The 25,463-nt window shown below is 47.4% G+C and carries 27 protein-coding genes; 11 read left to right on the forward strand and 16 right to left on the reverse strand.

Annotated features, from left to right (window positions below):
* Positions 1–59 precede the first annotated feature (59 nt).
* Both VDIS_RS02005 and VDIS_RS02010 read right to left on the reverse strand, forming a co-directional pair.
* On the reverse strand, positions 60–353 hold the full coding sequence (locus tag VDIS_RS02005) for a ferredoxin family protein (protein ID WP_013335536.1): 294 nt from the start codon (positions 351–353) through the stop codon (positions 60–62).
* Positions 350–1,627, reverse strand: coding sequence for an FAD-dependent oxidoreductase (locus VDIS_RS02010; RefSeq protein WP_013335537.1), 1,278 nt, complete (start codon positions 1,625–1,627; stop codon positions 350–352). Before VDIS_RS02010 ends, VDIS_RS02005 begins: the two co-directional genes overlap by 4 nt.
* A 233-nt stretch (positions 1,628–1,860) precedes the next feature.
* Here VDIS_RS02010 and VDIS_RS02015 point away from each other — a divergent pair, with 233 nt between their 5' ends.
* Together VDIS_RS02015 and VDIS_RS02020 are read left to right on the forward strand one after the other, a co-directional pair.
* A complete protein-coding gene (locus VDIS_RS02015; RefSeq protein ID WP_013335538.1) occupies positions 1,861–3,372 on the forward strand; it encodes a radical SAM/SPASM domain-containing protein in 1,512 nt (503 codons plus the stop codon).
* 4 nt (positions 3,373–3,376) lie between these two features.
* Positions 3,377–4,795, forward strand: coding sequence for a B12-binding domain-containing radical SAM protein (locus VDIS_RS02020; protein ID WP_013335539.1), 1,419 nt, complete (start codon positions 3,377–3,379; stop codon positions 4,793–4,795).
* Between the two features lies 1 nt (position 4,796).
* On the opposite strand, the gene VDIS_RS02025 is transcribed toward VDIS_RS02020, so the two are convergent.
* The 3 genes from VDIS_RS02025 to spt4 all read right to left on the reverse strand — a co-directional run bounded on the left by VDIS_RS02025 (position 4,797) and on the right by spt4 (position 6,228).
* Positions 4,797–5,465 carry a hypothetical protein gene (locus VDIS_RS02025; RefSeq protein ID WP_013335540.1) on the reverse strand — a complete coding sequence of 223 codons (669 nt, stop codon included), beginning with the start codon at positions 5,463–5,465 and terminating at the stop codon, positions 4,797–4,799.
* Positions 5,466–5,540: 75 nt separating this feature from the next.
* Complete coding sequence (locus VDIS_RS02030; RefSeq protein ID WP_013335541.1) at positions 5,541–5,942, reverse strand: 30S ribosomal protein S24e; 402 nt, start codon at positions 5,940–5,942, stop codon at positions 5,541–5,543.
* Positions 5,943–5,994: 52 nt separating this feature from the next.
* A complete protein-coding gene (spt4, locus tag VDIS_RS02035; RefSeq protein WP_013335542.1) occupies positions 5,995–6,228 on the reverse strand; it encodes a transcription elongation factor subunit Spt4 in 234 nt (77 codons plus the stop codon).
* 55 nt (positions 6,229–6,283) lie between these two features.
* Between spt4 and VDIS_RS02040 the strand changes: the two genes are divergently transcribed.
* Positions 6,284–6,976 (forward strand): endonuclease III domain-containing protein, encoded by a 693-nt coding sequence (locus VDIS_RS02040; protein WP_013335543.1) that lies wholly within the window; start codon positions 6,284–6,286, stop codon positions 6,974–6,976.
* Between the two features lie 3 nt (positions 6,977–6,979).
* Here VDIS_RS02040 and VDIS_RS02045 read toward each other — a convergent pair whose 3' ends face one another.
* Entirely contained in the window at positions 6,980–7,537 is a 558-nt protein-coding gene (locus VDIS_RS02045; RefSeq protein WP_013335544.1) for a 16S rRNA aminocarboxypropyltransferase, read from the reverse strand.
* 60 nt (positions 7,538–7,597) lie between these two features.
* Here VDIS_RS02045 and VDIS_RS02050 point away from each other — a divergent pair, with 60 nt between their 5' ends.
* Entirely contained in the window at positions 7,598–9,949 is a 2,352-nt protein-coding gene (locus VDIS_RS02050; protein WP_013335545.1) for a xanthine dehydrogenase family protein molybdopterin-binding subunit, read from the forward strand.
* On the forward strand, positions 9,949–11,367 hold the full coding sequence (locus VDIS_RS02055; protein ID WP_148678176.1) for an FAD binding domain-containing protein: 1,419 nt from the start codon (positions 9,949–9,951) through the stop codon (positions 11,365–11,367). Before VDIS_RS02050 ends, VDIS_RS02055 begins: the two co-directional genes overlap by 1 nt.
* A 122-nt stretch (positions 11,368–11,489) precedes the next feature.
* Here VDIS_RS02055 and VDIS_RS02060 read toward each other — a convergent pair whose 3' ends face one another.
* Positions 11,490–11,987, reverse strand: a complete 498-nt coding sequence (locus tag VDIS_RS02060; RefSeq protein ID WP_148678386.1) for a PaREP1 family protein — start codon at positions 11,985–11,987, stop codon at positions 11,490–11,492.
* A 235-nt stretch (positions 11,988–12,222) separates the two neighbouring features.
* Here VDIS_RS02060 and VDIS_RS02065 point away from each other — a divergent pair, with 235 nt between their 5' ends.
* A complete protein-coding gene (locus tag VDIS_RS02065; protein ID WP_013335548.1) occupies positions 12,223–12,957 on the forward strand; it encodes a mechanosensitive ion channel family protein in 735 nt (244 codons plus the stop codon).
* Positions 12,950–14,203, forward strand: a complete 1,254-nt coding sequence (locus VDIS_RS02070) for a glycosyltransferase (RefSeq protein WP_013335549.1) — start codon at positions 12,950–12,952, stop codon at positions 14,201–14,203. Before VDIS_RS02065 ends, VDIS_RS02070 begins: the two co-directional genes overlap by 8 nt.
* Here the strand turns inward: VDIS_RS02070 and VDIS_RS02075 are convergent.
* Both VDIS_RS02075 and VDIS_RS02080 read right to left on the reverse strand, forming a co-directional pair.
* Positions 14,200–14,601: a hypothetical protein gene (locus tag VDIS_RS02075; RefSeq protein ID WP_013335550.1), complete on the reverse strand. Its 402-nt coding sequence runs from the start codon at positions 14,599–14,601 to the stop codon at positions 14,200–14,202. The genes VDIS_RS02070 and VDIS_RS02075 overlap by 4 nt on opposite strands.
* Positions 14,598–14,933 carry a hypothetical protein gene (locus tag VDIS_RS02080; protein ID WP_013335551.1) on the reverse strand — a complete coding sequence of 112 codons (336 nt, stop codon included), beginning with the start codon at positions 14,931–14,933 and terminating at the stop codon, positions 14,598–14,600. The genes VDIS_RS02075 and VDIS_RS02080 overlap by 4 nt, the downstream gene beginning before the upstream one ends.
* Before the next feature lie 119 nt (positions 14,934–15,052).
* Between VDIS_RS02080 and VDIS_RS02085 the strand changes: the two genes are divergently transcribed.
* Positions 15,053–15,313 (forward strand): ribbon-helix-helix protein, CopG family, encoded by a 261-nt coding sequence (locus tag VDIS_RS02085; protein WP_013335552.1) that lies wholly within the window; start codon positions 15,053–15,055, stop codon positions 15,311–15,313.
* Positions 15,314–15,489: 176 nt separating this feature from the next.
* Here the strand turns inward: VDIS_RS02085 and VDIS_RS02090 are convergent, their stop codons facing one another.
* The 3 genes from VDIS_RS02090 to VDIS_RS02100 form a co-directional block, all read right to left on the reverse strand.
* Entirely contained in the window at positions 15,490–15,732 is a 243-nt protein-coding gene (locus VDIS_RS02090) for a hypothetical protein (RefSeq protein WP_013335553.1), read from the reverse strand.
* Positions 15,733–15,768: 36 nt separating this feature from the next.
* A complete protein-coding gene (locus tag VDIS_RS02095; protein ID WP_013335554.1) occupies positions 15,769–16,215 on the reverse strand; it encodes an archease in 447 nt (148 codons plus the stop codon).
* 90 nt (positions 16,216–16,305) lie between these two features.
* Positions 16,306–17,382: an AAA family ATPase gene (locus VDIS_RS02100; RefSeq protein WP_013335555.1), complete on the reverse strand. Its 1,077-nt coding sequence runs from the start codon at positions 17,380–17,382 to the stop codon at positions 16,306–16,308.
* 210 nt (positions 17,383–17,592) lie between these two features.
* Between VDIS_RS02100 and VDIS_RS02105 the strand changes: the two genes are divergently transcribed.
* Genes VDIS_RS02105 through VDIS_RS02115 form a run of 3 tightly spaced genes read left to right on the forward strand, consistent with a single transcriptional unit; the run spans position 17,593 to position 20,411 of the window.
* Positions 17,593–18,198 carry a hypothetical protein gene (locus VDIS_RS02105; RefSeq protein WP_013335556.1) on the forward strand — a complete coding sequence of 202 codons (606 nt, stop codon included), beginning with the start codon at positions 17,593–17,595 and terminating at the stop codon, positions 18,196–18,198.
* Complete coding sequence (locus tag VDIS_RS02110) at positions 18,182–19,759, forward strand: ABC transporter permease (protein WP_013335557.1); 1,578 nt, start codon at positions 18,182–18,184, stop codon at positions 19,757–19,759. The genes VDIS_RS02105 and VDIS_RS02110 overlap by 17 nt, the downstream gene beginning before the upstream one ends.
* The gene (locus VDIS_RS02115; protein WP_013335558.1) at positions 19,752–20,411 is read left to right on the forward strand and encodes an ABC transporter ATP-binding protein; all 660 of its coding nucleotides are present in this window, start codon (positions 19,752–19,754) and stop codon (positions 20,409–20,411) included. The genes VDIS_RS02110 and VDIS_RS02115 overlap by 8 nt, the downstream gene beginning before the upstream one ends.
* Here the strand turns inward: VDIS_RS02115 and VDIS_RS02120 are convergent.
* The 4 genes from VDIS_RS02120 to VDIS_RS02135 all read right to left on the reverse strand — a co-directional run bounded on the left by VDIS_RS02120 (position 20,408) and on the right by VDIS_RS02135 (position 25,455).
* Positions 20,408–22,018 (reverse strand): hypothetical protein, encoded by a 1,611-nt coding sequence (locus VDIS_RS02120; RefSeq protein WP_013335559.1) that lies wholly within the window; start codon positions 22,016–22,018, stop codon positions 20,408–20,410. The two genes, VDIS_RS02115 and VDIS_RS02120, sit on opposite strands and share 4 nt — an antisense overlap.
* Positions 21,997–23,121: a glycosyltransferase gene (locus VDIS_RS02125; protein ID WP_013335560.1), complete on the reverse strand. Its 1,125-nt coding sequence runs from the start codon at positions 23,119–23,121 to the stop codon at positions 21,997–21,999. Before VDIS_RS02125 ends, VDIS_RS02120 begins: the two co-directional genes overlap by 22 nt.
* An 88-nt stretch (positions 23,122–23,209) precedes the next feature.
* Positions 23,210–24,493 (reverse strand): DUF58 domain-containing protein, encoded by a 1,284-nt coding sequence (locus VDIS_RS02130; protein WP_013335561.1) that lies wholly within the window; start codon positions 24,491–24,493, stop codon positions 23,210–23,212.
* On the reverse strand, positions 24,490–25,455 hold the full coding sequence (locus tag VDIS_RS02135) for an AAA family ATPase (protein ID WP_013335562.1): 966 nt from the start codon (positions 25,453–25,455) through the stop codon (positions 24,490–24,492). The genes VDIS_RS02130 and VDIS_RS02135 overlap by 4 nt, the downstream gene beginning before the upstream one ends.
* Positions 25,456–25,463: the final 8 nt, after the last annotated feature.

A 25,463-nucleotide genomic window follows, 5' to 3' on the forward strand; every position in this document is an offset into this window, starting at 1 on the left:
GACTTAATATGTATTTCTGAACTTTGACATATATAGCATTATATAGTCTGCACGTTAACCTAGCCAAACCTGTACTGAACGCCAAAGCCACTCTTGGGATAATTCCACTCAATGTTGTTCTCTGGACAGACTACGCGGCATGTGCCGCACTCAAGGCAGCCCTCGTGTGAGAACAATACCGTGCCGTCCGGGCCTGGTGTGTAGCACCTGGCTGGGCATAGGTATAGGCAGGGCTTCTTATCGCACTTCCTGCATTGGTCAGGGTCTATAATCCTAATGTGGGGTCTTTGGTCAACGTCCCAGGCATTACTATTCAATCTCTCCTCAATTGGTATCTTCCTGTCGAGACTCATAGGTTCATCACCAGCCTAATGGCATCCCTCGCCAAATCAATTAGTGTTAAATTGCCCTTACTCTCAAGTAGTGTTGAGCCCAGCTTTCTCGGTGTTCCATCAACCTCGAAGTACCTCCTCAATAGATTGTTTATCATTCTCACGTAATTACTATACAGCCTCGGCTCTATTAAAACCTTGTGTGCATTCCTAAAGGTCTTGAGCTCCCTAAGTACGAAGGACTCCTCAAGCAGTTTTCCGTAAACTGATAGCGCCTCATCATCGTATTTGCCCAATTCATGAGCCTTAGTAACAGCCTCGGCAGCCAACCTACCACTCTCCATGGCGAAGTCCACACCCCTAATTATCACGCCTAGGTGAAGCAGGAAGCCTGCAGCATCGCCGGTGACTAGGTAGCCATTACCGTATAATTTAGGTGGCGCAGCATTTATGCCGGCCACGGGCGTTAGGTGGGCTGAGTACTCGAGGAGTTGCCCTCCCTTAATCAATCTCTTGACCATTGGGTGTAGCCTGAACTCCTCGATTAGGTCGTGGACTGGCACATCCAGTTGGTAGCCATAACTTAGGTATATGACTATCCCCAGGGTTATGGCCTCCTTATTAGTGTATATGAAGGCGCCGCCCGGCAGGTAATGCGTTGGGAATCCAGCAAGCACCCACGCTAATCCCTCATCCTCATCAAGGTTAAACCTCTCATTAATCTCCTCCCTACTCAACTTAATGACCTCCTTAACACCAAGGGCCACTATCTCAGGGCTCAACTTAGGCGCTAGGCCACTCCTCTCGAGGACCAGCCTGTTTATCCCCTCGGCGATTATCGTCACGTCACCGTAGACCTCATCATTACCAGCCCTAACGCCAACCACCTTACCATCCCTAATGATTAATGAGTCAACGGGTACCTCAGAAACAACGACGGCGCCTGCTGACTCCGCCTTCTTATCAAGCCACTCGACGAAGTTCGTTAAATAGGCCGTGAATGATTTGTGTTCAACCTTCGTTGTTTCGAAGTCCACGGTTGTCCAGGAGTCCTCAGTCATCATCGTTATCCTCTCCCTCCTAACCCAACGCTCCACGGGTGCCTCCTTGACGTACTCAGGGTATAGCCTGTCGAGGACGTGGGCGTAAATCCTACCGCCAAAGACATTCTTACTGCCCGGCTTCTTACCCCTCTCAATTACCAGCACCTTAAACCCCTTACTGGCTAATTGCTGGGCAGCCGTGAGCCCCGCCGGCCCCGCACCAACCACTATCACATCGAACTTTGTCCCCACGGGTCAGGGATTAGACATACACCTTATTAAGTATTAACACTAAATAGATTTAATTAATTTAGTTGAATTCTCTTTTGGTTGGTGATGAGGGCGAACCCAATGGATGAGTGACATGACTCTATCCTGGCTGATAGTATTAAACAGAGTCTGCTTTTTCGATAAGCCACATAGAAATTTCACGTTGCTTTTCGGATAAGTAGGCTTAACTTGATATCTAAATAGATATTACTAATATGTCATCATTGGGCGATCACATTGATAAATTAGTTGAGAGGAAGGTGGAGGATTCAGGAAGTGGTGCTGGTGCGTTAATAGCGGCGATCAGGTTATTGAATAGGGGCGTTGTTAGATGGGCACTTAGGGTATTGACTAAGGAGGTTGAATTTAATGGTGAGAGGAAGCCATTAATGGAGTGGGTGTTGGCAAAGTACGTGGGTGAATCCCAATGCCCAACTGTGACCCACTTTGTGGCTCCATTCTTTGAGATGGGTATGAAATTGGCAACGGCCTGGCTCCACGCGGATGAGGAACCCATTAAGCAGTTGCTCAGTGATCCAGCGATTAGGAGGGGTATAGTCACGACGCTGAGGGGCATAGCACTGTTCGGTGTTACAACGCCGCAGAAGCTCCCAGCCCCATTCTTCATAGTGTGGAACTTCACAAACGCCTGCAACCTGAAGTGCATGCATTGTTACCAAAACGCCGGTAGGCCGTTACCCAATGAGTTGGCGCTTGAGGAGAAGCTCAGGGTCGTTAAGGAGCTTGATGAGGCTGGAGTACCGGCTATCGCATTATCCGGTGGTGAGCCAACGGTTCATAGGGACTTCTGGCCAGTACTTGCTGAGATAAATAGGAGGGGCTTTTACTCGGCCATCGCCACTAATGGAACCACATTTGCGAACATTGAGTTTGCCGAGAGGGCTAAGAAGCTTGGGCTTAGGTATGTGGAGATAAGCATTGACGCTGCTGACCCCAATGTTCATGATAAGTTCAGGGGTGTGCCAGGTGCTTGGGCTAAGGCGGTGCAGGGGCTTAGGAATGCTGTTAGGCTTGGCTTTAGTGCGGCGTTGGCGTTTACCGTCACTAAGTACAACATTCATGAGGTTGATAAGATACTTGACCTGGCCCAGGAGATTGGCGTTAAGAGGGTCGTATTCTTCAATTTCATACCGGTTGGCAGGGGCCGCGAGAACCTGGAGATTGATTTATCACCTGAGGAGAGGGAGGAGTTCCTTAGGCATATTTATAAGGAGATGAGGAGGAGGAAGATGGAGATAATAAGCACGGCTCCTCAATACGGCAGGGTAGTTAATCAATTAAGCAATGGTGAGGACGTCTCACCAACACACTTCGTAGTCGCCAACGACCCCATAACTAAGGAGTTAACCGAGTTCATTGGTGGCTGTGGAGCTGGCCGTGTTTACGCAGCCATCGAGCCCGAGGGCACGGTAACGCCCTGCGTCTTCCTACCATACCCAGTGGGCAATCTAAGGACTAAGTCCTTCTGGGATATTTGGATGGATCCATTCATGGAGAACTTCAGGGATAGGGATAGGCTTGAGGGATTCTGTGGTAGGTGCCCATATAAGTTAATTTGCGGTGGTTGTAGGGCCAGGGCATATAACTACTTCGGTGACGTACTCGCCCCAGACCCAGGCTGCATATACAACTCGGCCGAGTGGAGGAAGTTGCAGGAGGATATACTGAGGATTAAGGTGAAGGTATCACCGTTAGTCTTCAAGTAAGGTGATGAACATGAGAGTCCTACTTGCCGTCCCGCCGGGTATTGATAAGTTAGAACTGTATAAAGTGCTTGGTCTGAAAGCACCGCCACTTGGCCTTGCCTGGATCGCGGCAGTGCTCGAGAGGGCTGGCCATAAGGTTAGGATAATTGATTCACCGACCGAGGGCATTGACCTAAGGACATTCATGGGCGAGGTTAAGTCCTGGCAACCAGACGTTGTTGGCATAACTGCAATAACGCCAACAGTCTATAAAGCCTATGAAACGGCTAAGGCGATTAAGGAGTATGATAAGGACCTGCCTGTAATAATGGGTGGTCCACATGTAACGTTCATGTATGAGGAAGCATTGAGCAATAACGTTGACGTTGTTGTTAGGGGTGAGGGTGAATACACGACGCTTGAGCTCATAAATACGATGGAGAAGTATGGGATGGACCCAGCTCACCTAAAGTCGATAAGGGGCTTAGTGTTTAAGGATGGTGATCAAGTGATTAAGACTCCCGATAGGCCGCCAATCAAGAACCTGGATGAGTTACCACCGCCAGCCCGCCATTTATTGCCCATGGATAAGTACACACTGTTTGGCAAACCGATTAGAATAGTCCATGTTATGGCAAGTAGGGGGTGCCCATACGGCTGCTCCTTCTGTTCCACGTCATACTTCTGGGGCAGGATAATTAGGTATAGGTCGGCCAAGGCCGTGGCTGATGAGATTGAGGATACCGTGAATACGTATAAGACAAACATAATCGTATTCACCGATGATGAGTTTACACTCGGTAAGAGGTTCGTGTATGAATTTCTCAGGGAGCTTGAGGAGAGGAAGCTCGACATAAGCTTCTCCTGTGGTTCCAGGGTTGACACAATAGATAGAGAGATGATGATTGCGCTGAAGAAGCATGGGTGCACTGCGCTGTACTTCGGCGTTGAGTCGGGGAGTCAGGACACAATTAACAGGATCGGTAAGAGGATAACCCTTGAGCAAGCCGTTAGGGTATTTCAGTGGGCTAAGGAGATTAAGATAGACCACGTGGGCTCCTTCGTGATAGGCTTCCCATGGGAGTCGATAGACGACATGAAGAACACCGTAAAGTTCGCAATGAAGCTAAACCCGACATACGCCCAATTCACCGTTGCCACGCCATACCCAGGCACACCACTTTACTACCAGGCGCTCAGTGAGAACCTCATTGAGGATTGGAATTGGGAGCATTGGACGACGCTTAAGGCCGTCATGAGGGGTTACAAATTCACCAAGGAGCAGGCTCAGAAAATGCTTCAGTGGGCTTACGTGAAGTACTACAGTAGGCTTGGCTTCCTAATCCATGAGTTAATACATGGTAGGTTAGGTACAATAATATCCGCGATAAGGAACTCCCTAGTTCCCTGGTTCACGGAGAAACTGCTTAGGCGTGGTGAGTGAGTTAAGTGGCGTTGTTCAGTATCTCCCTCAAAACCAATAGGTTTCTCCTACCCGGTAACGTGGCGTTAATGAACGAGTCCCTATCCAAATTCACACCCCACTTACTAATTATCTCTAGAACCCTATCAAGGTCATCACTGAATGATCCATTCTCAACGTAACTATGCACCAAGTTCAGGGCGCTATACACGGTGTCGAGGCCGTAAACCCTCGCCAGCCACATGATTATGTCAGGTACGTTTAGTACAACTAGGTTCTTATCACTCAATCTAATGATCAGCCTCATGTAAAACGTTGTGACGTTGTTCACGGTGACACACTGAACCTTATTGCAGTCGTTATCGCTCACGATTAAGTTATCATGAACCCTAATACTCCCGGTCCCAAATTCAAGAAGCAATGACGCGCTCAATCTGCCAAACCTAAAAATCTCTATCTCATTGCCAATCCTCTCCACAATCCTCCTCATGCGCTTAAAGAACTTATGAACATCATTCCTATCACAATTCCTAGCCACTAGGGGTGATGTTGCTAGTACGGGTAGATCCATGCAGTTGAGACCGAGGTTCTTACAGAATTCAGTCCTTTTATAAAGTATGAATAGTATTAGGTGTAGTGTGTCCAGGTATTTAATTGGGCATTCATTAATTGGGACTTCCCTAAAATCCATAAGTATACCACCAATTCACTGATTATTTACTTAAAAACCTATTGATCTATACAAGTGTAGATTTATACACGTAAATTACTGCTTCTTAGCCGCAGCCTTCTTCTCAGTCTTCCTCTTCTTCATCTCCTCACGTATCTTCTTAGCCTCCTCCTTCGGCATATTCCTAAGCCTTATATAAAGCGGCTCAATCCTCTCGCCCACATTGGGGTCATCATAAACGTGGGCCTCAATGACACTCCTGTGCCTACCATACTCAGTGATAACCCTCACAACATACACCTGCTTAACATCAACACCCATGGCCTTCGCAATTTCTTCACGTAGTTGAACCCTACTTGGTGTTGGTAAGCCCACGTGCCAGGCCTCGGCAGTAACCTCCTTACGACCAATAACCTTATTCTCCCTAATGTTGAGTAGCTTAAATACGAGCTTACCTGCCTCAATGCCCTCCGGTAATTTCGGCATTGGTATTGACATCAGTCTTGACGTGGAGAAACCCCTTAATAAGTATTATTTGTTGCCTATGGGATTATAGGACCTCGATTGCGTACATGCCAGCCTTGGTAATGCCAAGTCTCTTGGCGATGCAGGACTCCTCGGGCTTAAGTATTACTATAAGGCCCATCCAATCCTTCGTGAAGTCAGTACCACCACATACTGGGCACTTCTCAACATCCTCAGGTACGACTGCCTTACAATTCCTGCAAGCCTTATAGCCGGGCAATGGACTACGCCTAACCGGTCTCCTACCCCTCGCACTCATTACACGTGTTGCGCGGGTTTACTTTAATAAACTTATCCAGGCATTATGCTCGGCAATGAACGAAACCGTGAATAGGCTAATCGAGACATTCAGGGGCATTAAGAGTGAGTTGGAGAGTGTGGGTTGGTATCCCGTGGATGCCGAGTCAACAAGGTGGTGGGGTGGTGCTGAGACGCCTGATGAGGTAATAATCACGGCAATACTTGTGCAACAAACCCGCTGGGACGTGGTGCACGAAGTGCTCAATAGGCTTAGGAAGCTTGGACTGAACACCATCGAGAGCATCGCTAATGCAGACCCTAATTACCTAGCTGAGGTCATTAAGGGCGTTAATTATAGATTTACGAAGGCCCAGAGACTTGTTAAGCTCGCTCGCAACATCACAGTGATCGGGGGCTTAGAGAGACTGAGGCTTAAGGGTGATGTTAGGGATTTCCTGCTTAACCAGGAGGGTGTTGGTAGGGAGACCGCGGATTCAATAATGCTCTTTGCCCTGAACATACTTACATTACCCATTTCGCAATATACAAAGAGGGTGTTCAGTAGGGTATTGGGCATTAATCCTGGTAATGACTATGACTCATGGAAGAGGACGCTTGAGGATTTAATACCGAGGGACCTATACACCTATAAGTTGGTGCATGCCTCAGTGATTACTATCGGCAAGAAGTATTGCTTGCCTGATAACCCATTATGCGATAAATGCCCATTAAGGGATTTATGCCTATACGCTAATGGTAGGAGGTGACCATCAGTCACCGTTTGTTAAAACCCTCATTAGCTGCTCAAGCCCATTATCAACATCATCAACACCCAATAACTCCCTCTCCGGCGACAAATCACCCGCGGCATATCTCTCTAAGTATTTCTGATTAATTATTATGAAATTCGGGCCCCACTTATACAGCCTTAGGACCTCCATTGCCTCATCCTTAAAGCCCATTATATAGAGCGCCGCCGCCACGGCTTCAATCGTGCTTAATATGTATGGCTTGCCGTAATGCGTTGGGTTAGCGGCTATGAGTAATGGTAGCCTCCTTCTAATGAATTTACCCCTAATGAACTTAGTATGAACGTCAACAGCCCTTTTCCAGGAGCAGTCTATCAATGATAATCCCCTTGATTCAGCGATAACCCTATCACTGGGTGTTAATGGTGTTTTAACTGTTGGGTCGAGAATTATTGAACCACTTGGCAATGCCTTAATACTATCCACTAATTGCGCAAATCCAAACCTAACCAATTTAATCGCAGTGTTCTTCCTTGGATCATCCTGCGGTAATCTATAAATGAAGACTCTGGGTATCACAATGCTCTATAACATTAAATAACTTAATATTTTAATAACCAATCCCGGACACCAATAATAATGAGTAATTTGCCTCATTACCGGGAAGGTTTACGTGCCGTAACGGGCTCTGGCGAGTACATTGATGATATACCCACACCCCCGGGCACGCTTTATATGGCCATCTACAGAAGTCCCTATGCCCATGCCCGAATACTTAAGGTTGACTTAAGCGGGGTCTTTGAGCATGGCGGCATTGCCTATGGACCCAACGACCTGGCTAAGGTAATACCAAACCCATTCCCACTCGCGGTGGATGCCCCAATTAAGTACTACCCATTTGCCCGGGATAAGGCTAGGTTTGTCGGTGAACCGATAGCGGTGGTCCTCGCAGACGACCCATACAGGGCAATTGACCTACTTGATTACGTCCAGGTGGATTTCGAGCCATTAAAGCCCGTATTGACTTTTGACGATGCATTAAGGGGTGATGTGCTTGTTCATGAGGAGCTTAAGTCGAACGTTGCCATGCATAGGCACATGAAATTCGGACCTGTGGATAAGGTATTCTCCGAGGCTCCCGTTGTTATAAAGCGTGAGTTCTACTATCAGAAGCACAATGCAATGCCGCTGGAGACCTACGGTGTGCTTGCTCACTATACTGGTGGTGAATTGAACGTGTGGGCCAACGCCCAGGGACCATTATTAATAACCTATTTCGTAACGAGGGCCCTAGGCCTACCAACGGGTAGCCTTAGGCTCTTTGGCCCTAGGGACGTCGGTGGTAGCTTCGGCTCTAAGTACTCATTATACCCATACATAACCCTGGCGGCCGCCGCATCAATACTAAGTGGTAGGCCCGTTAAGTGGGTTGAGAGTAGGACTGAGCACCTCGTGGGTAGTAACTCAGGCGGCGCCAGGAAGGGTGTTGTGGAGGTTGCTGCGACGAGGGACGGCGTGATCCAGGGATTTAGGTTTAGGTTTTATGAGGATGTTGGTGCATACCCAAGACCACCCGATCCAGGGGTTTTGTTTAGGGTTCATGGAAACATGAACGGCGCATACGATGTTAGGGCTATCGAGGCTGAGGACTACGTAGTCGTAACGAATAAATTACCAACAGGCCTAAACAGGGCCTATGGAGGTCCGCCCTTCTACTTCATGCTTGAGGTTGCGGTTAACGAACTTGCCCGTGAGCTCGGCATAGACCCACTCGAGCTTAGGATCAAGAACCTCATTAGGGATTTCCCGAAGAGGATTGGTGATGAGTATTTCTATGAGACCGTTACCGGCGGGCTTTATCCGAGGCAGGATTATGAGAGGGTTGTTAGGGCGATCGAGCCTGAGTATAGGCGTTGGCTTGAGGAGAGGAGGAAGAACCCAAACATTGGTGTTGGTATTGCTGTATTGGTTGAGCCAGCAGGCACGAATCTTGGTTACACGGACCTGGCAATCGAACCAAGTAAGCGTAAGTACCCGCATTCAGGCTCTGGTTCCTACGTAACCATTAATATAGACATGAGCGGTTACATTAGGGTCTTTGTCAATGGCACCAATGAGGGGCTCGGCCACGAAACAACACTCGCCGAAGTGGTTGCATCGGAATTGGGTGTTGATCCGTCAATGATCATCGTGGAGAATAGGGTTGATACCACCAGGACGTGGGCATTATCGGACGGCTCCTACTCATCTAGGTTTGCCCCGATAGTGGTCAGCGCCGCCATACTGGCGGCTAGGCAGTTGAAGGAGAAGTTGACGAGAATTGCCATGTCCATTTTAGGCACGGATAAGGTTGGTTATGAGAATGGTCAGTTCTACGACATAAACAATCCAAGTAGGAGGGTTGATATTAGGAGGATGGCATCATCAGTTAATTGGGACCCAGGTTCATTACCGGAGGGCTTGGACGCCTCATTGAGTGTCACGGTGTTTTATCAACCACCAACGGTTAAGGCTGCCGAGGGTGATAGGATAAACTCATCAGCCACATACGCAATACAGGCGCACTTGGCCGTCATTGAGCTTGACCCGAACACGTATGACATTAGGGTTAGGAAGTACGTAATAGCCCACGACGCAGGCAGGATACTCAAGAGGGAGTTCGTTGATAGTCAGTTGATGGGTGGTTTAATGCACGGTCTCGCCCTCACGCTTTATGAGGAGTTGATGTATGACGACCAGGGCAACCCATTAACGACGAGTCTCGACATCTATGAAACACCGACAATGGCTGAGGCCGTGGGTATGGAGGTGGAGTTCATACACTTTGAAACACCCACGAAGCACCTGGTCTCCGGGGCTCATGGTGTTGGTGAGGGCGCAATGATGGGCGTGCCCGCGGCAATCGTCAATGCCCTAGCCTCGATAATTGGTAAGGCCATAACGGACCTGCCACTAAGGCCGTATAAGATAATGAGGGCTGTCGAGGGATGATGGGCATGGCGTACACCCTCGGTATTCCCAGGGGATTTAAGTATGTCAGAGCCTCGACAATTGATGAGGCCTTGAAGCTACTCAATGAGTACGGTGGTGATGCCAAGGTACTTGCTGGCGGCATGAGCCTAATGCCCATGCTCAAGTTGAGGATGACCGAGGTTAAGTATTTGATTGATATACTCGGTATTAATGACCTTAGGTACATCAGGGTTGAGGGTAATCACTTAAGGATTGGCGCATTAACCACGCATAATGACATTGCAATGAATAGGGTAGTTAATGATAACGCGAAGATATTGAGTGAGTCTGCATGGCACATAGCCGATATTCAGGTTAGGAACCTGGGTACAATAGGCGGTAGCCTAGCCCACGCAGATCCAGCGGCTAATTACTACCCAGCCCTGATAGCACTGGATGCCGAGGTCATGATTAAGGGGATTGGTACTGAGAGGGTCGTTAAGGTTTCAGACCTTTACAAAGGGCCATACATCACTGACCTAAAGCCCAATGAGTTAATTACAGAGGTCAGAATACCACTCAGCGGCCTTAGGGGTGTTTATGAGATCTTCAGGAGGGGTGGTGCATCGTTCCCAAGCGTTATCATAGCCGTTGCTTATCAGGAGAAGGATGGGGTTATAACAGACTCCAGGATATCCATTGGCGCCGTTTACCCAGAGCCCGTGCTAGTGAGCGGGCACTTGAATGGACTTGGGGTTAGGGAGGTTGGGGCTAAGGTTAATGACATTGTGAACTCCATATTCTCTTCAATAGACGCAAAGCCCCTTGAGGACACACATGCACCTGGTGATTACAAGGTCAAGGTTGCAAAGAACCTATTGACTAAGGCCTTAACGGAGATTGCCAATGGGTCCGTGCAGTACATTAAGGCGCCCATTAAGGATGAGCTTATTAAGTGGGAGTTCAGGGATGGTGTTGAGTACGTTGGCGATTTGGTTAGGGTTAGGGTTAACGTTAATGGCCAGTGGATTGAGGACTTGGTTGAGCCGAGATTATTGCTTATAGACTTCCTGAGGAGGCATGGGTTTAAGGAAGTTAGGAGGGGTTGTGATGAGGGTAAGTGCGGCGCGTGTACCGTGCTTGTTGATGGTAGGGCTGTCAAGTCATGCATGGTCCCCGTGGTCAGGGTTTCAGGGCACTCAGTAACCACCGTAAGGGGTTTGAGTAAGGGAATGGAGCTACACCCAATACAGAGGGCATTCCTTGAGGAGTACGCAATGCAGTGCGGCTTCTGTACTCATGGCTTCATGATGGTGACGCATGACTACCTCACGAACATAGACCCGACGGCTAACGATGATCTATTGAAACTAAGCATTAAGAATATTTGCCGCTGCACCGGTTACATAAACATAATTAAGGCTATTAAGAGGGCAGCTAAATACCTACAGCCCTGACGACCATTTCAACACTAAATCCTTCATAGTAATTAATCAAAATCTAATAGAATGTGAAATAGATGAGAATACTTAACAAAGCATGACTAGTCTCTTAAGAAGGTGCAGGAGATACATTTGCGTTAGCCAGATGTATGGATACTATTTGACCCTTTACTTAGAACGCTCATTAGTGCTCTCGCCTTAACTATGAATGACTTAATTAATGCTATAGCCGTTTCGTCATTTGGTATCTTGCTTCTAATGCCTTCCGGGTCTGGGCCGTTGTATTGATACTCATGTAATTGTAGGGCCATGGCAGTTAACTCAGCCACACCTGGGACTATTCTCTCCATCTCCGCGCTTAGCTCGGTCATTCTATTGGTCGGTATTACTGCGGCTATCCATTCATGGAATGGTATGGTGACATTCCCAACACGTTTATTCCCACGATATTTTTCCTGAAGTTGATCTGCATTCTTCAGTGCTAGATACGAGAGGAATGCCTTCCACGCCTGGAATGCCTTACCTGCCGCATTACTAGTGAGACCTTCCCTTAAGAAAACCTCCGCAACATCAAGCTCCTTCATAGCCTCCTCAAGCCTCTCCTTCGCCAAAGCCTCTGTATTCAATCTTCTCATGCGAGCCTCCATAATTTAAACGCACAATATTAATCAATATAAAACTAGCCTTAATATTTTGATGCGGGCTCAACAAGCATTCAGTATATAATGGGCTTAGTTTCTTCTCTTTCAATCTATTTTTAATATTAAGTTTGCGGTGCAATAATAGTTAAATTAAAAATAATCAATAATATTATGCTCATTGATTGCGTACTCCTAAAGTATTAAATACCTTCCATAAGTCTCTTTAGTAATGAGTTCCACCGTGAATTCAACGGCAACGCAAATCAAGGTGTTTGGCTTTATACCACAGTATGTTTTTTACACGGTACTTGCCGCCGTGGTCATAATAGTCGTGGGATACGTAGTTGGTAGACTCGTGGAAATACTAATTAAGAAAATCTCCTACACCACGGGCCTAGATGCCTTCTTTAGGAAGACCTCCGTGGGCCGTGCACTGCTCAGGAGTGGTTATACGGCTGGTGACTTCCTCGGTCTCTTCGTTAAGTGGGTCATTTATATAGCGGCGATCTTCTATGCCCTACTTGAACTATCCTACGCAAGCCCAAACCTCGCCTTCCTATATGATACCTCAAGGAGCGTATTGACATACCTGCCATACCTAGTGTCCGGCGTGATTATTCTAATCATTGGTTTAATAATGGTCGATTGGATAAGCGATTATTTTAAGCGTAGTTACCCAGCAAATGACCAATACTCACAGACCCTGCTTAACTTCGTTGGTGATGCCTTTAGATTCATACTTTACTACATGGTCATAACAATCGCGTTGAGTGTTATGAAGGTTAACGTGACCATACTCTACATATTCGCCCAAGGACTCGCCTGGGCAGTGGCTATTGGCCTTGGGGTTGCCATTGGTCTCGTGCTTGCCGTACCATTGAGGGAGCCGCTGAGGAGGTTCCTTGAGCGTGAGTGGGATCAGTCAAGGGATGGTGATAAAAGGAGGGGTGATGTAGGTGGCTAAGCCTGTCATTGGCGTTATAATGTACCAGACAAGCAATTCCAAGGGGCAGGAGTTGGTGGCTCAGAGGATGGTTAAGTGGTTTCTTAGGCTTGGTTATGAGGCCTACCTAATAACGAGTATTTACCACGACGGTAATGAGGTTGTTAGGAGGAGGGCTGTAGAGACCTCACTTGAGGGTTATGTATTTCAGGAGAAGGACCCAGCCATTGGGCTACCCACCATTAGGGTTGATAGTTATGTTGCTAGGTGGCCGCCCAGGAGGATCATGTTCAAGAACTTCGTGGATGTGCTTAGAAGGATCAGTGAGAATTTCAATGTGAATTCATTAATAACGCATTCCACGCTTTGGAATGGGCCTGAGGACACGGCTAAGTACGTGATGTGGAGGAGGATGTTGACGACATTTGGACTTGAGAATAGTAACGTGTTCTTTGGGCACATGAGCCACTACCAACCGCCTGACCCAACTAGGTATGACGTTGTTGAGAGGACGTATAGGCTTGCCTGGAACCACATGGCATTCCCAGAGATCTTCAAGGCAGCAAACCTCATCCTCTGCGTGACGCCACTCGAGGGTGAGGAGATGATTAGGATGGGTGCAAGGCCCGAGCAAATCTACGTATTTCCAGGGGGTATTGACGATGATGAGGTGGCTGATCTAAATGCCGTTGATTCGAGTGACTTCAGGGTTAAGTATAGGATTCCCGATGACGTCAAGATAGTGGCTTACCTGGGCACTGTTGAGGAGAGGAAGAACCCGCTTGCTGTTGTCAGGGTTGCCAAGATGCTTAGGCATAGGCGTGACGTGCACTTCGTAATTGCTGGCAAGCCCGGTGACCAATGGGATGAGGTTGTCAGTGAGGCTAGGGGCTTAAGTAACGTGACCTTGACTGGGGAGTTGAGTGTTGAGGATAAGAAGAAGTTGATTAAGGAGGCTTACGTGAACATAATAATGAGTAAGATGGAGGCCCTCGGGCTGACGCAGCTGGAGTTCATGTATGGTGGTGTTCCCGTAATAACCTCCGCGGTTTACGGCCAGAAGTGGGTCGTTAGGAATGGCGTTGATGGGATACACGTTAATGGCCCAGACGATGTTGAGGGCGCCGCTAAGGCCGTGGAGAGGCTCCTGGATCACCCTGAGGAGAGGGATAGGATGAGTAGGAATGCGAGGGAGAGGGCATCGCAATTATTAATGAGTAAGCTCGTTAAGGAACTTGCCGTTAAGATTGAGGAATACTTGCGCTAGGGATCCAGTAGGGTGTTGTTGAATTGATCGATTATTGAGTAGACAACCCAAGCCATCTCTACGGACCATAGGAAGTAGATCAGCGGCGTTATGTTCACAGTGACCCCATAGGCTGTGATCGTACCTGGTATTGAGAGGAATATCGCCGTTATCAACGTCGCCTCACCAAGGATAACCGGGTAAGCAAGCACGTGGCCCGCCAGTAAGCCGCGTAGGAATGCCAGTACCGCGAAGGCGGCTATTAACGTAATGTACTCTGTGATTATTGACGTGAATTGGATGGGTAGGTGCGCCATGTATGAGCTGAGTAGTGAGTATAGTATTAGCATTAGGATTAGGAGTAGTACGTCGGTTGCCGCATTGACAGCGCCACTTATTAACCTATCCCTGACCCTCATGATGGGGTCACCGTACTGGTGACGTTGGCGATTCCAGGTATCGAAACGGTTATGTTTATTGGCAGATTAAGCGACGTTATGGGCATTATGATGCTTCCAAAACCGTAAGGCTCAACATAGACGCTCCTTGAGAGGCCTCCCTGTGTTATTGTTATTACTAATGGTAGTGGCAACGGGTTATGTATCGTGAAGTTTAGGTAATACCCAGTGCCCGTCTGGTAAATATTGGCACTAACGTACCTGCTCAAGTTACCCATTGTTAGCGCTGAAATGCCGAGTACGATCAAGGTAATCACTAGCGAGAGTATTGCTAACGCAATGGCAACCCTCACAAAAATCAGTAATTTGATTGGGTAATAAGTCTTAACGCTCTGGTGATTTTAATGTATGCACGATCAATAATTAGCGGAAAACTTAACTTATTCAGTACCCTTAAGTCAGTGGAGAGGGTATGGGCAAGGTTAGGATCAGTATTTATATCGATGAGGAATTATGGAGGGAGTTTAAGAGATATGCCGCGGAGCGAGGTTTAAACGCTAGCGAATTGCTGGAGGAATTGATTAAGGAGGAGCTGATGATTGAGCTTAATACGCTAATACTCGAGGAGACTACTCCAGAACTTGATTTTGAACCGATTAAGCCCAGGGAACCGGTGAGTGGTCTCGTGAGGGAGATGAGGGATGAAAGAGAGAATAGTTTATCTGGACAGTAACGCCATGATGAAGAGGTACGTTTCACCGCATTCATCAAACTTATGACCACAGGTTAGTAATAGCAAAGTTTGTGGGTGTCAGTGGGGTTGTTACGGCTGATGGGAAGTTGTGCTAGGTGTTAATTAATGAGGGGTTGAATGCTAAATACATCGGTTAGGTGGGTAGTAACTACGTACTACAGTGCCTGTAGGCCCCTCGTTATGAGTATTGCCCCTGCCCAGGCGATTACGGCTATGAAGGCGACCTTGTACGTGACCACCGCCAGTACGTAAAGCACGCTCTCCAGGGATGGCGGCTGTGGTATTGAGATACCCGTGAGCAACTCTATGTATGCAAGTACGGAGGCCACCAGCAGTAGGGCTATTCCAATGCCAATTAGTACGAGGCCGATCCTACGCTTCGTGGCGCTTGAGGACATACAATAATCAATGCGTAGTTCCTTTTAATGCATAACCTAAATATCAACCACAAACGTGAGCCTCCAGTAGTTATCGGCCCTTTTAATCTCCATCATGTTGTAGGTCATCGCCTTGACTATCAACCCCCTATAACCATGCTTATTGATGTCGAAGTGCTCACCGCCAACGACAGCCCTGATCCTATACGGTCCATTACCCTCTATACTAACCTCCCTGAAGTAGTCGCCATAGGCGAACTTCCTGCCATCGAATAGGTAGATGAACTCATCAATCCAATTAAACAATAACTGCTCAAGATCCTCACCCCCCACGTTAACCTCCACGAACTCCCTCGGCTCAACCCTATCAATGTAGTAGGTAAGGCCCGCAACCCCAAGTGCCGCGTTTTTGAAGGCCTCCTCAAGCGTGCAGCCGTAGGCTATCACGGCGATGTCCGCCGTATGCTCCCCATACTCATACCTAGTGGGTAATTGGCACTGCATCAAGATGCCATTACCAAACCCCTTTAACAATCTTACGTGTTATTGATCATGGCGTATTTAGGATTAACAAGTCATTAATGCATGCCGTTTTTAGTAATCCATTCGTAAGTACCTCTTAATTAGCTTATCGTAATCAACCTCCCTAAGTATTGGGTCAGCAAGCCTATACTCACCCTCCCTGACCTTCACAACGAAGTTATAGTTAATTAAGGCATTCAATGCGTTCAGGAGTTCCCTATCTCCGAATTCCCTACCAAGCCTCGTCGTCACGGCGAACTTTATATCCTTCCACCTATTCACGACTCTCAATGCGGAAAGTATGGCTAGGTAGAGAGCCTTGTTAGCCTTGTCCTCGAGGAAGTGCTCAATCTCATTAACCATGATCTTAACCCCCTCATTAATCGTCTCCCTCAATGCCTCATCAACGTCTAAGCCCCTAACACCGTGATAATTACCAAATAATGTTAGCCAACCAACAACACCATCAAGCCTGTCAATGACGGTATCGAATGCGTTAAATTGAATGCCCAATTCCCTGAAACCCCTCTTAAGGAATTCCCTGGATAATTCGTCATTAAACGGCTTTAGCTTAACCTCGACGGGTGGCCTGCCGTATAATGGGGACTCGGGGTTTGGCTTGAGTAGTGTCTTTACGAGACCTACGTAGGATCCCGTGAATATGAATGAGACCCTTGGATTGCTCATGAATACGTTGCCGAGTATCCTCAAGAATTGACCAGTAACCCTACTTAACTCCTGAACCTCATCAAGCCCAATAACCGTATTCTCATCAATAGATAGTAAGAGCTCAAGCAGGCTATTGAACACCCTGGAACCCCTGCTCAGGGTTATCCCTGCTGAACCGACTATGAAGTTTAGAGAGACGTTGAGCCTAAGCCTTAAGCGTGTCCTATTAACCTCATTAACTAGTATCGTTAATAAATCCCTAAGCGTTGTAACACCCCTGGCATTAATATAGATAGCCCTAAATCCCTCCCTAGATAATTCATTTAACACAACCTTCATTAGGCTGGTTTTACCGATACCACGCTGACCGCCGATGACGACCCAATTACCAGCCCTAACTTGCCTCTTAACATACTCAACCTCCTCATCCCTACCAAAGAGCTCATCTCTAGACTCCTTCGGGTGTAAATCAAAGAGCATAGCAGACTCTGCAGTAACTGAAGACCCAGCAGTTATAAAGGCATCCCGAGAGATAGTAACCAGCCCTTTAACCGAGTCTTCAGCCAATGAATAACTAACCATACTTACAGACGGAGAGGGTAAAACGTGAAATTGAGGATGGTAGGGTGTCGTAAATCCACGTGTTGTACCCGTGGGATTAATTTTTAAGTGGGCCAATGATTCACTAATGTGCATCGTTGGGTTTACGCGATTGATGCATCGATTAAGCTCTTCATTAGGGATATCAATTCATTTAGGTTGTTAATTATTAACGCGGCGATACCCATAACCATATTGACAACGTATGAATTGCTAATGAACATACTTAACACATACGTGGACTCATTAACCACTACCGTAGCTCCATACTCAAAGTCTATAATTAATAATGCGGTTTACTTCATAAACTCCATAACGTACTTAGTAGTTGCTGCCCTTGTCATAATCTTTTTCGTAACATCGGCATTCATGGTCAATGGCATAGTGAGGAATTTGAGGGATGACTTTAGGGCCATGATCAGCATCTTTAGGTCGGGTGTGGGGGTCATAATGCATATCGCATTAATAATGCTCCTTATATCCCTATACTCATTTACGCTAGGGATCTCAATATCGGCTGCCCTGGTTCTGGTGTTAATGAAAATCCTGACAACGCTGGGCATAATACCAATTACTAACTATGGCGTTGACATAACAGGCGTATTACCGGTGATGCTACCCCTGGCCTGCGTCATATGTGTTACATACATCATTGAGGGCATCATATGGGTGCGGAGGTATGCCTATCTACCCTAGGGGCCTTGCCGTGATTGCGCTGTCCGTATACCTCGCGTCCATAGCCCTTGGCCTAGTCATATCCACAATGCTGGCGGTATACTACTTACCGCAACTATTCCTCCTCAACATCGGTAATGTCACGATTAAGAAGGGAGAGTCAATGTCCATATTCACGAGTTGGGTACCAATAAACCTTGCCTACTCCCTCAGGGATATGGGCTTTATGGCTATTCCCGAGGTCATAATGCCCTCCGTCGTGAATAGAACCCCAGTGATTGTTAGGGGTATTGTACCAAGCTACATTAATTACTACGGGGTCAATGCGACGGCCCAGGAATTAAATGAGGGTGCCTTAGTTGGTTATGAATTGGCTAGGGAGCTACATGTTAGGGTTGGTGATGAGTTGGTGATCACGTCCTTTAAGGGCATTACCAATAACTTGACGGTTGCGGGGATCATAAAGTCAATTAAATACCCGCAGCTTAATTATGAAGTCGTAATAAATCTGACCACGGCGCAGCATTTAGATTCGTTGCCGTCGTCCGTGGTTAATGTAATATACGTTAATGCGAGTTATGGATTGATAAGTAGGGTTAATGGTATGTATGGGTTGAGGATAATAACCCACATACTTAATGGTTCACTCGCCGTATTAAACTCGATGAATCACACGGTATTTAATGGCCCCCTCACTAATATGACATTGACATTACCATTTGGTGTGTATTACGTGGTCGCATATAATAGATCCTTAATTATTTGGTTCTCGACGGTGATTCTCGAGAGCAACAAGACCATAGAGTTGATGAAAATGCCCGTTCCAAGGATGGTTAGCTCATACCCAGTATCGCCTAGTGAGTGGGTCATTGTGAGGTGGCCCAATGGGTCTTTAGTGAGTAGTTACTACCTACTGATTTATTACATGAATGGCTCGCTGGCATACTCAACCGTTGGGGGCGGTGTTACGCCAATATCCGTGCCTGGCGGTATGTACAGGATCGACGTGGTCATGGGCAATACCTATTATTCTGTGAGTGAGTACGTGGTGCCCGGGTCCAATGTGACTGTCGTGCTCACGCCATACTCGATACTCGTGGGTGAATTAATGACCCACGCATATAATTACTTCACGTCTGTCCTACCACTAAGTAGTGCCTCAGGGCCTGCTGCGTTGATTAGTGCCTTGAGGGTTGGGATTGGCACATTCATTGGTGTGATAATGGGCTTATTGGTTATCGTGTCGATAGGCCTCATAGGCATTGTTAATTACTCGGTTGAGGTCAATAGGGAGTTGATTATGTACTTGAGATTGAATCATGCAGGTAAATTGAGCATCATGCTCATGGTCGACGCGCCCCTGGTAATGATGTACCCGGCCTTCACGGCATTGGGGTTATTAACCGCGAATTACCTGTGGCGGCCCATGGTCGGCGCAATGGGCTTAAGCCTAATGGGTCAACCAATATACCTGATAGTGGTGAGTAATTACTACCCATACATCGCAGCCTTCATCATAGTCTCGGCACTATTAATAATTATGCACCTAATAACTAGGTTGAGGGTGGTGGGGGTTGAGTGATGTAGGTATTAACGTGATTAATGTCTCGAAGTCCTTCGGAAATCACGCAGTGCTTAGGAATGTAAGTATTGAAGCACTGCCGAACTCAATAACCTGCGTGGCTGGGCCCAGCGGTAGTGGTAAGTCAACGTTACTGAGGATAGTGGCTGGCTACCTAAGGCCTGACTCGGGTAGGGTCTTGATAAATGGTGTCGATTTGTACGCTGACTCGAGGGCCCGTGAAATCATTAACATGATATCCTACGTGCCCCAGGACGACTTATTAATAAGCGGGCTGACAATTAGGGAGAACCTTAGGCTTGCCCTTAGGGTTCAGGGGCTTGGTAATAGGGTTATTGAGGAGAGAATTAGGTGGGTAAGTGGGTTATTGGGTATTGAGCACATACTCAACAAAAGGCCTGGGCAAATCAGCGGTGGTGAGAGGAGGAGAGCTTCAATAGCGGTTGCCCTCGCCAGGGATCACGAGTTCCTCATTATGGATGAGCCAACGAATAGCCTTGATAGGGCCAACGTTGACCTACTAATGAGGATTCTCAGGGAGGAGGCTGGCCTTGGTAGGGTTGTTCTTGTGGCGACGCACGACCAATACCTAATTAGGAACTCTGACAGGCTCTATATGATCAGGGCTGGTGAATTAACGATAGAGCCCTAGGGCGTTTCCCAAAGCCATAGGGTTCTGCTTGAGTACACCAAGTCATTACTCATTAAAATATTGAGTAAGTAATGCTTAGGTATACTGACCATGCTATAGCCCGAACCGTATAGGAAGCCAACCCTTAAGTTCCTCTCAGTAAGCAGGAGTAGGCCTTGTGGTGCCTCGCCATGGATTAGGTATGTGGTTGGGTCTGAGGTGTTAATCCCCGTCATGAACATGATCATCGACTCATAACTAATTGATGAGTATAGCGTGGAGTTCCTCGGTATTAAGCCATTTATGGCGTTAAACTCCTCATAATCAATTAACCTATAAACAGTGAGGGTTGACGAGGTTGGCAGTGAGTACGTGTATAGGGTTAATACGGCGAATATGGGTAGTGAGATCATTAGAGCTGCAGTGAGTACATAGGCTAAGGCCTTAACAGGTAACCTGTGCCTCACGGCTGAGGTAATCATTAACGCGGTTGGTATTAGTAGGAAGGGCATAACGAAGTCCAGGGACTTGGAGAGGAAGAGCAGTTCCAGTGGGTTGTTGCCCATGAGTAGGACGTAGAGTAATATGGCGAGTGATAATACCGTGGTAATGGCAACTACGGGCCTCTCGAACCCATACAGCGCGAGGTATAGTACGGCTATGAGAATCGGCAATACGTAGGGTGTCGATGATAGGACCACGGCCCTATTAAACCCCTCCAGTACATAGGGTAGGAATTTACCTGTTGAGAACATGGATATTAACATAAGGGCGAGGATTGCCAGTGTGGCGTAAATCAATATTCGTGACCCCCTACGCATCGTTACGTAATCGATTAGGAGGATGGCTATGAGGATTGGTGTTGAGATTAGGCCTGGCGTTACGAATGTAGTGACTGTATACGCCCTGAGGTAGTCCACGTACCAGTAATAGGTGAGTAGGCCCAGGGCTATTACCGTAATTGCCACGTAAAGCGCATGCCAGGCATTATTACCGCTTAGGTAGTTACTCATCAGCACCGTTATTGTCATTATGAAGGAATACGCCAGGGCCATTAACAATGTGAAGTGGTGGGCGAAGAGTATGGCTATGAAGGTCAAGACCATAACTAACAGGTTCTGCCTGAGGTGCTTCCTATCTATTAATGCCATGTACGTGGTCAGCATGTAGGCGTAGAATGGGTATTGAGCCGCGGTCTCCTTCATTACTGATGAATCAACAAGGAGCTTAACACTTAGTACTGCGAATAGTAAGCCAGTGATCAGGGTTGCCATGTCACTTCCCGTAAGCCTTCTCACGAGTAGTATGAAGGGTATTATTGATAGGGATGCAAGAATGTTCACGACATAGAACGACTGTATAGGCCCTAAGCCAAGCACAGACTGTGATAGGGCGAGCAGTAGGTTTACAGTGGGCCACTTATAATTGTAGCTGACCATTGATGGGTTTGGTGATGGACCGAAGAGATAGCCAGTCCTCAGTAGGGTTTCTGAGTGGGCTATGTGGGTCCAGGAGTCGGGTATGTACGGTAGGCCGTTGATCACGTAATTGAGTAGTATTAATGATGCGAGTATTACAAGTGGTGCAGCTGTGGACGCGGTCTTAATTACTTCTCTATCTTTCTCCATACCAACTCCTTATTCCATAGGTTTCTAATTGCGGCCACCACGAGTATTACCTGGGTCATCACCCAGGTCCGGAAGAACTTATTGGCAAGTAGGGCGGCTCCAATCAGTAGTAATGCAATGGGTATTAAGGCGCCGTGTATTGCGGATAGGACTATGAATATGAGACCCACCATGAAAAGCCAGGGATTAATCAAGTGTAGGTATGATTCATAGAGCATTATTTGCCTGTAATCCCTGGGTGGATCCTTACCCTCAATTAGCATGTACCTCAGGAACCTCAGGAAGTGCTGGATCAGGTGCTGAGCCCTCCTTACCCTCCACATCCAGTAGCCCTTACTTGGCACATACTCAATGCACTTAACATCCTCGGGGATAATCGCCCTATAGCCCATAATCGATATTAAGCCGGCCGTGTGGCTATCATCTGCGCCAAGGTCCGTGGGGAAACCACCCACTCTCTCAAGTAAATCCCTCCTGAACGCAGCCAACTCCCCGTGGAATATGGCAGACGAGAACTTCCTACTCTCAGCAAGCCTAAGCAGGCCGTAGTAATTCCTATACTCGGCCTCAATGCCCTTGTCCGTCCTCGGTATCTTATTGCAGGAGACAGCGCCAACGTCTTTATTCATTAACCAGGCAATGGCATTTCTAAGAGAGTCCTTTAACCAGGCTGAGTCAGCGTCGGTGACCACTATAATGTCCCCCTTAGTATTCCTCAATGCCGTGTTCAACGCATGCATTTTCCCCCTTCGAACACCCTCCTCAATAACTCTAACATTAACGTCTCCATGACCCTTAACCCACTCACGGACTAACTCTATGGTTCCATCGGTACTGCCGGAATCAACGATTATGACCTCAAACCTATCCCTTGGGTAATCCTGCATGTAGATATTATTCAATTTCTGAGTTATTACCTTAGCCTCATTGTACGTAGGTATTATTATCGACACAAATGGCGGGTCAGCATCGAGCACATTATCACTGCCCACCCCATTACCAAGCCTCAACCAACTCCTCGCAATCACGTAATAAATACTTGGCGTTATGAAGTGCATCATTATAAGTGCAATGCCTAATTCCTCAATTAATAAGCTCACCATATTTTCACCATCATTATATATGTTTGCTAATTCAATTATAATATCCTATAATATTTTAAAGCATTACCCCTAAAATAGGAATTGGAGACTATACGGAAATACAAACTATGCGCTCCTTAAAGGCATTGCATATCGGCTCCACGAACAACCCCTGCCCAATGACTATGACGCCCTCCCTAACCATGCCCCTAATCCTTAGGGGTATTGAGTACTTAATGGTGCTCAGGACATCCGCATAATCACCACCACCAACAAGTCTCACATTTAGATTTTCAATCTCACCCAAGGCTCTCTCGATTATTTCGAAATAATTATCCCTACTGAGCACGTAATTAGTGGCTTCCCCATCCCTATTCACGGAGATGACTTCTATCCTCGGAATTCTTGTTAATAGCTCAGCAGTTAGGTAAACAAGGGCTTCACCCACCCTATCAACCAATGTGGGGTTCGTTGCGTAGGACAGTAGGATGATGGGCCCCGTCAATCCCGGACCCTGTAGCAACTTGATGATTAATCTATTCAATTTCGCACTCTTTTTCCAGTGCAACCTCCTAATTGGGTCGCCTGGCGTGTACTCCCTGACCTCACGTATATCCTCGGCACCCAACGCCGATTGAGCCAGCAATTCCCTGGCGAATTGAATTGCTGTCCTTGCCCTGGGTATTACGGTAATGCGCGGATGCCTAACGACCCTCCTCACCCTCACGAGACCGCGCATGTCGGTGAAGGTGATGATGAGCCTCGGCCTCTTCACACCACCAAGGCTGTACCTAGCGCTCACGTTGATGTAGGCCTCGCCATTGAGGTAAAGCCTGGCTGGGCTTACCCTGAGGTTCCCCGGGGCCTTAACCTCCACCACCGCCCTGAGCGGGGGTTTTGTGGTCACCGCCAATGAATATGACAACTCAGAACCTGCATTAATACGTAAATTCCTACTCGGTCTTAACTCGATTATTACCGTGTGGAACCTAATGGCGTTTATGAACGATATTAGTAATATATAGAGTAGCGGTATGGTGAATGATGCTGCGATGTAGAACTGCCTAAGGATTACCGCAAGGGATGTCGATGCTGCAAGGGGTGCTGCGTAGAACCACCAGGGCCTTTCATTACCCATTTTAAGGGCGTTGTCGATTAATAAAATCGATATTGATGTTAACATAATATCTATAGGCGGTGTGGCCAACGATAACAATGCCGTCACACCCAGCGATAGTGGTAGTGGGTAATTATTCCAGTAAAGCCACGCTATGATTACAATCACCATGTACACTGCGAATAACGCCACATTACCCAACGAAAGCGCTGCCGCCGCTATGAGCATTGATGTGGTGAGTACCTGCACCCATTGACTGGTAAGTCTCCTCATCATGGCTTTACCGGGGTCTGTATGTAGTGTGGGACGGGGACCTTATTCAACGCGTCGTTGATGACGTCCATCGGCGTTACGGAACCCCTATACTCAGGCCTGAGGATTATCCTATGCATGAGGGCTGGGTACACTGCTGCCTTAACGTCATCGGGAAGCACGTAGTCCCTACCATCGAGGTAGGCCAGGGCCCTTGAGAGCTTGAAGAGGCTTATGGGCGCCCTAGTGCTGAGTGTTACCTGAACCCTTGGATCGCTCCTGATCTCCTTAATCAAGCCCATGATGTAGCCGAGCACCGAGTCATCGACGTACACCCCCTTCACATCATCCATCAATTTCACAACCTCGCCCAGGCTAATGGTATTGCTTAATGTATATAATTCACGTTCTATCCTGTCAATATCCTTAACTATCATTGCCTCCTCAGCATCACTTACGTAGTTCACGTATATACTCGACATGAACCTATCGAGTATTGCCATCGGCAGCGCCTGGGTATAGCCGAGCTCGACCTCAACTATGTTCATTGTTGCGAGGACTATGTGGGGCTTGGGTAGCTCAAGGGGTGTGCCGTCGATGGTCACCTGCCCTTCCTGCATTGCCTCAATCAATGCCGATAGGGTCCTCGGTGGCGCCCTATTAATTTCGTCAAGGAGAACCACGTTTGCGAAGATGGGCCCCTTAACAAGCCTGGGCTCCATACCGGGTGCATAAATCATGAAGCCCAGTATGTCTGACGGTAATGTCTCGTTAGTCATCTGAACCCTCTTAAACGTACCCCCTATTATCGACGCCAATGCCTTAGCCAGTGTTGTTTTACCTGAACCTATTGGACCCAGCAATAATGCATGTCCCTCGCTGAGGAGCGTTGCCAGTAGTGTCTGTATTACCGGTTCGTTACCAATGAATACCCTTGAAATACCATCCTTAATGCGCTTAATTGCGCTAAGCCACTTAACGCTCATACATCAAT

This window comes from Vulcanisaeta distributa DSM 14429 (assembly GCF_000148385.1).
GTDB classification, from domain to species: domain Archaea; phylum Thermoproteota; class Thermoprotei; order Thermoproteales; family Thermocladiaceae; genus Vulcanisaeta; species Vulcanisaeta distributa.

What these genes read in the sequence shown, in the direction of transcription:
- VDIS_RS02100 (WP_013335555.1), bottom strand. Translation starts at nt 17,382, where the DNA reads ATGCTCTTTGATTTACACCCGAAGGAGTCTAGAGATGAGCTCTTTGGT.
- VDIS_RS02065 (WP_013335548.1), top strand. Translation starts at nt 12,223, where the DNA reads ATGAGTTCCACCGTGAATTCAACGGCAACGCAAATCAAGGTGTTTGGC.
- VDIS_RS02015 (WP_013335538.1), top strand. Translation starts at nt 1,861, where the DNA reads ATGTCATCATTGGGCGATCACATTGATAAATTAGTTGAGAGGAAGGTG.
- VDIS_RS02060 (WP_148678386.1), bottom strand. Translation starts at nt 11,987, where the DNA reads ATGAGAAGATTGAATACAGAGGCTTTGGCGAAGGAGAGGCTTGAGGAG.
- VDIS_RS02110 (WP_013335557.1), top strand. Translation starts at nt 18,182, where the DNA reads ATGCCTATCTACCCTAGGGGCCTTGCCGTGATTGCGCTGTCCGTATAC.
- VDIS_RS02075 (WP_013335550.1), bottom strand. Translation starts at nt 14,601, where the DNA reads ATGAGGGTCAGGGATAGGTTAATAAGTGGCGCTGTCAATGCGGCAACC.
- VDIS_RS02030 (WP_013335541.1), bottom strand. Translation starts at nt 5,942, where the DNA reads ATGTCAATACCAATGCCGAAATTACCGGAGGGCATTGAGGCAGGTAAG.
- VDIS_RS02120 (WP_013335559.1), bottom strand. Translation starts at nt 22,018, where the DNA reads ATGGAGAAAGATAGAGAAGTAATTAAGACCGCGTCCACAGCTGCACCA.
- VDIS_RS02095 (WP_013335554.1), bottom strand. Translation starts at nt 16,215, where the DNA reads ATGCAGTGCCAATTACCCACTAGGTATGAGTATGGGGAGCATACGGCG.
- VDIS_RS02090 (WP_013335553.1), bottom strand. Translation starts at nt 15,732, where the DNA reads ATGTCCTCAAGCGCCACGAAGCGTAGGATCGGCCTCGTACTAATTGGC.
- spt4 (WP_013335542.1), bottom strand. Translation starts at nt 6,228, where the DNA reads ATGAGTGCGAGGGGTAGGAGACCGGTTAGGCGTAGTCCATTGCCCGGC.
- VDIS_RS02050 (WP_013335545.1), top strand. Translation starts at nt 7,598, where the DNA reads ATGAGTAATTTGCCTCATTACCGGGAAGGTTTACGTGCCGTAACGGGC.
- VDIS_RS02025 (WP_013335540.1), bottom strand. Translation starts at nt 5,465, where the DNA reads ATGGATTTTAGGGAAGTCCCAATTAATGAATGCCCAATTAAATACCTG.
- VDIS_RS02135 (WP_013335562.1), bottom strand. Translation starts at nt 25,455, where the DNA reads ATGAGCGTTAAGTGGCTTAGCGCAATTAAGCGCATTAAGGATGGTATT.
- VDIS_RS02055 (WP_148678176.1), top strand. Translation starts at nt 9,949, where the DNA reads ATGGGCATGGCGTACACCCTCGGTATTCCCAGGGGATTTAAGTATGTC.
- VDIS_RS02125 (WP_013335560.1), bottom strand. Translation starts at nt 23,121, where the DNA reads ATGGTGAGCTTATTAATTGAGGAATTAGGCATTGCACTTATAATGATG.
- VDIS_RS02020 (WP_013335539.1), top strand. Translation starts at nt 3,377, where the DNA reads ATGAACATGAGAGTCCTACTTGCCGTCCCGCCGGGTATTGATAAGTTA.
- VDIS_RS02040 (WP_013335543.1), top strand. Translation starts at nt 6,284, where the DNA reads ATGAACGAAACCGTGAATAGGCTAATCGAGACATTCAGGGGCATTAAG.
- VDIS_RS02130 (WP_013335561.1), bottom strand. Translation starts at nt 24,493, where the DNA reads ATGATGAGGAGACTTACCAGTCAATGGGTGCAGGTACTCACCACATCA.
- VDIS_RS02005 (WP_013335536.1), bottom strand. Translation starts at nt 353, where the DNA reads ATGAGTCTCGACAGGAAGATACCAATTGAGGAGAGATTGAATAGTAAT.
- VDIS_RS02085 (WP_013335552.1), top strand. Translation starts at nt 15,053, where the DNA reads ATGGGCAAGGTTAGGATCAGTATTTATATCGATGAGGAATTATGGAGG.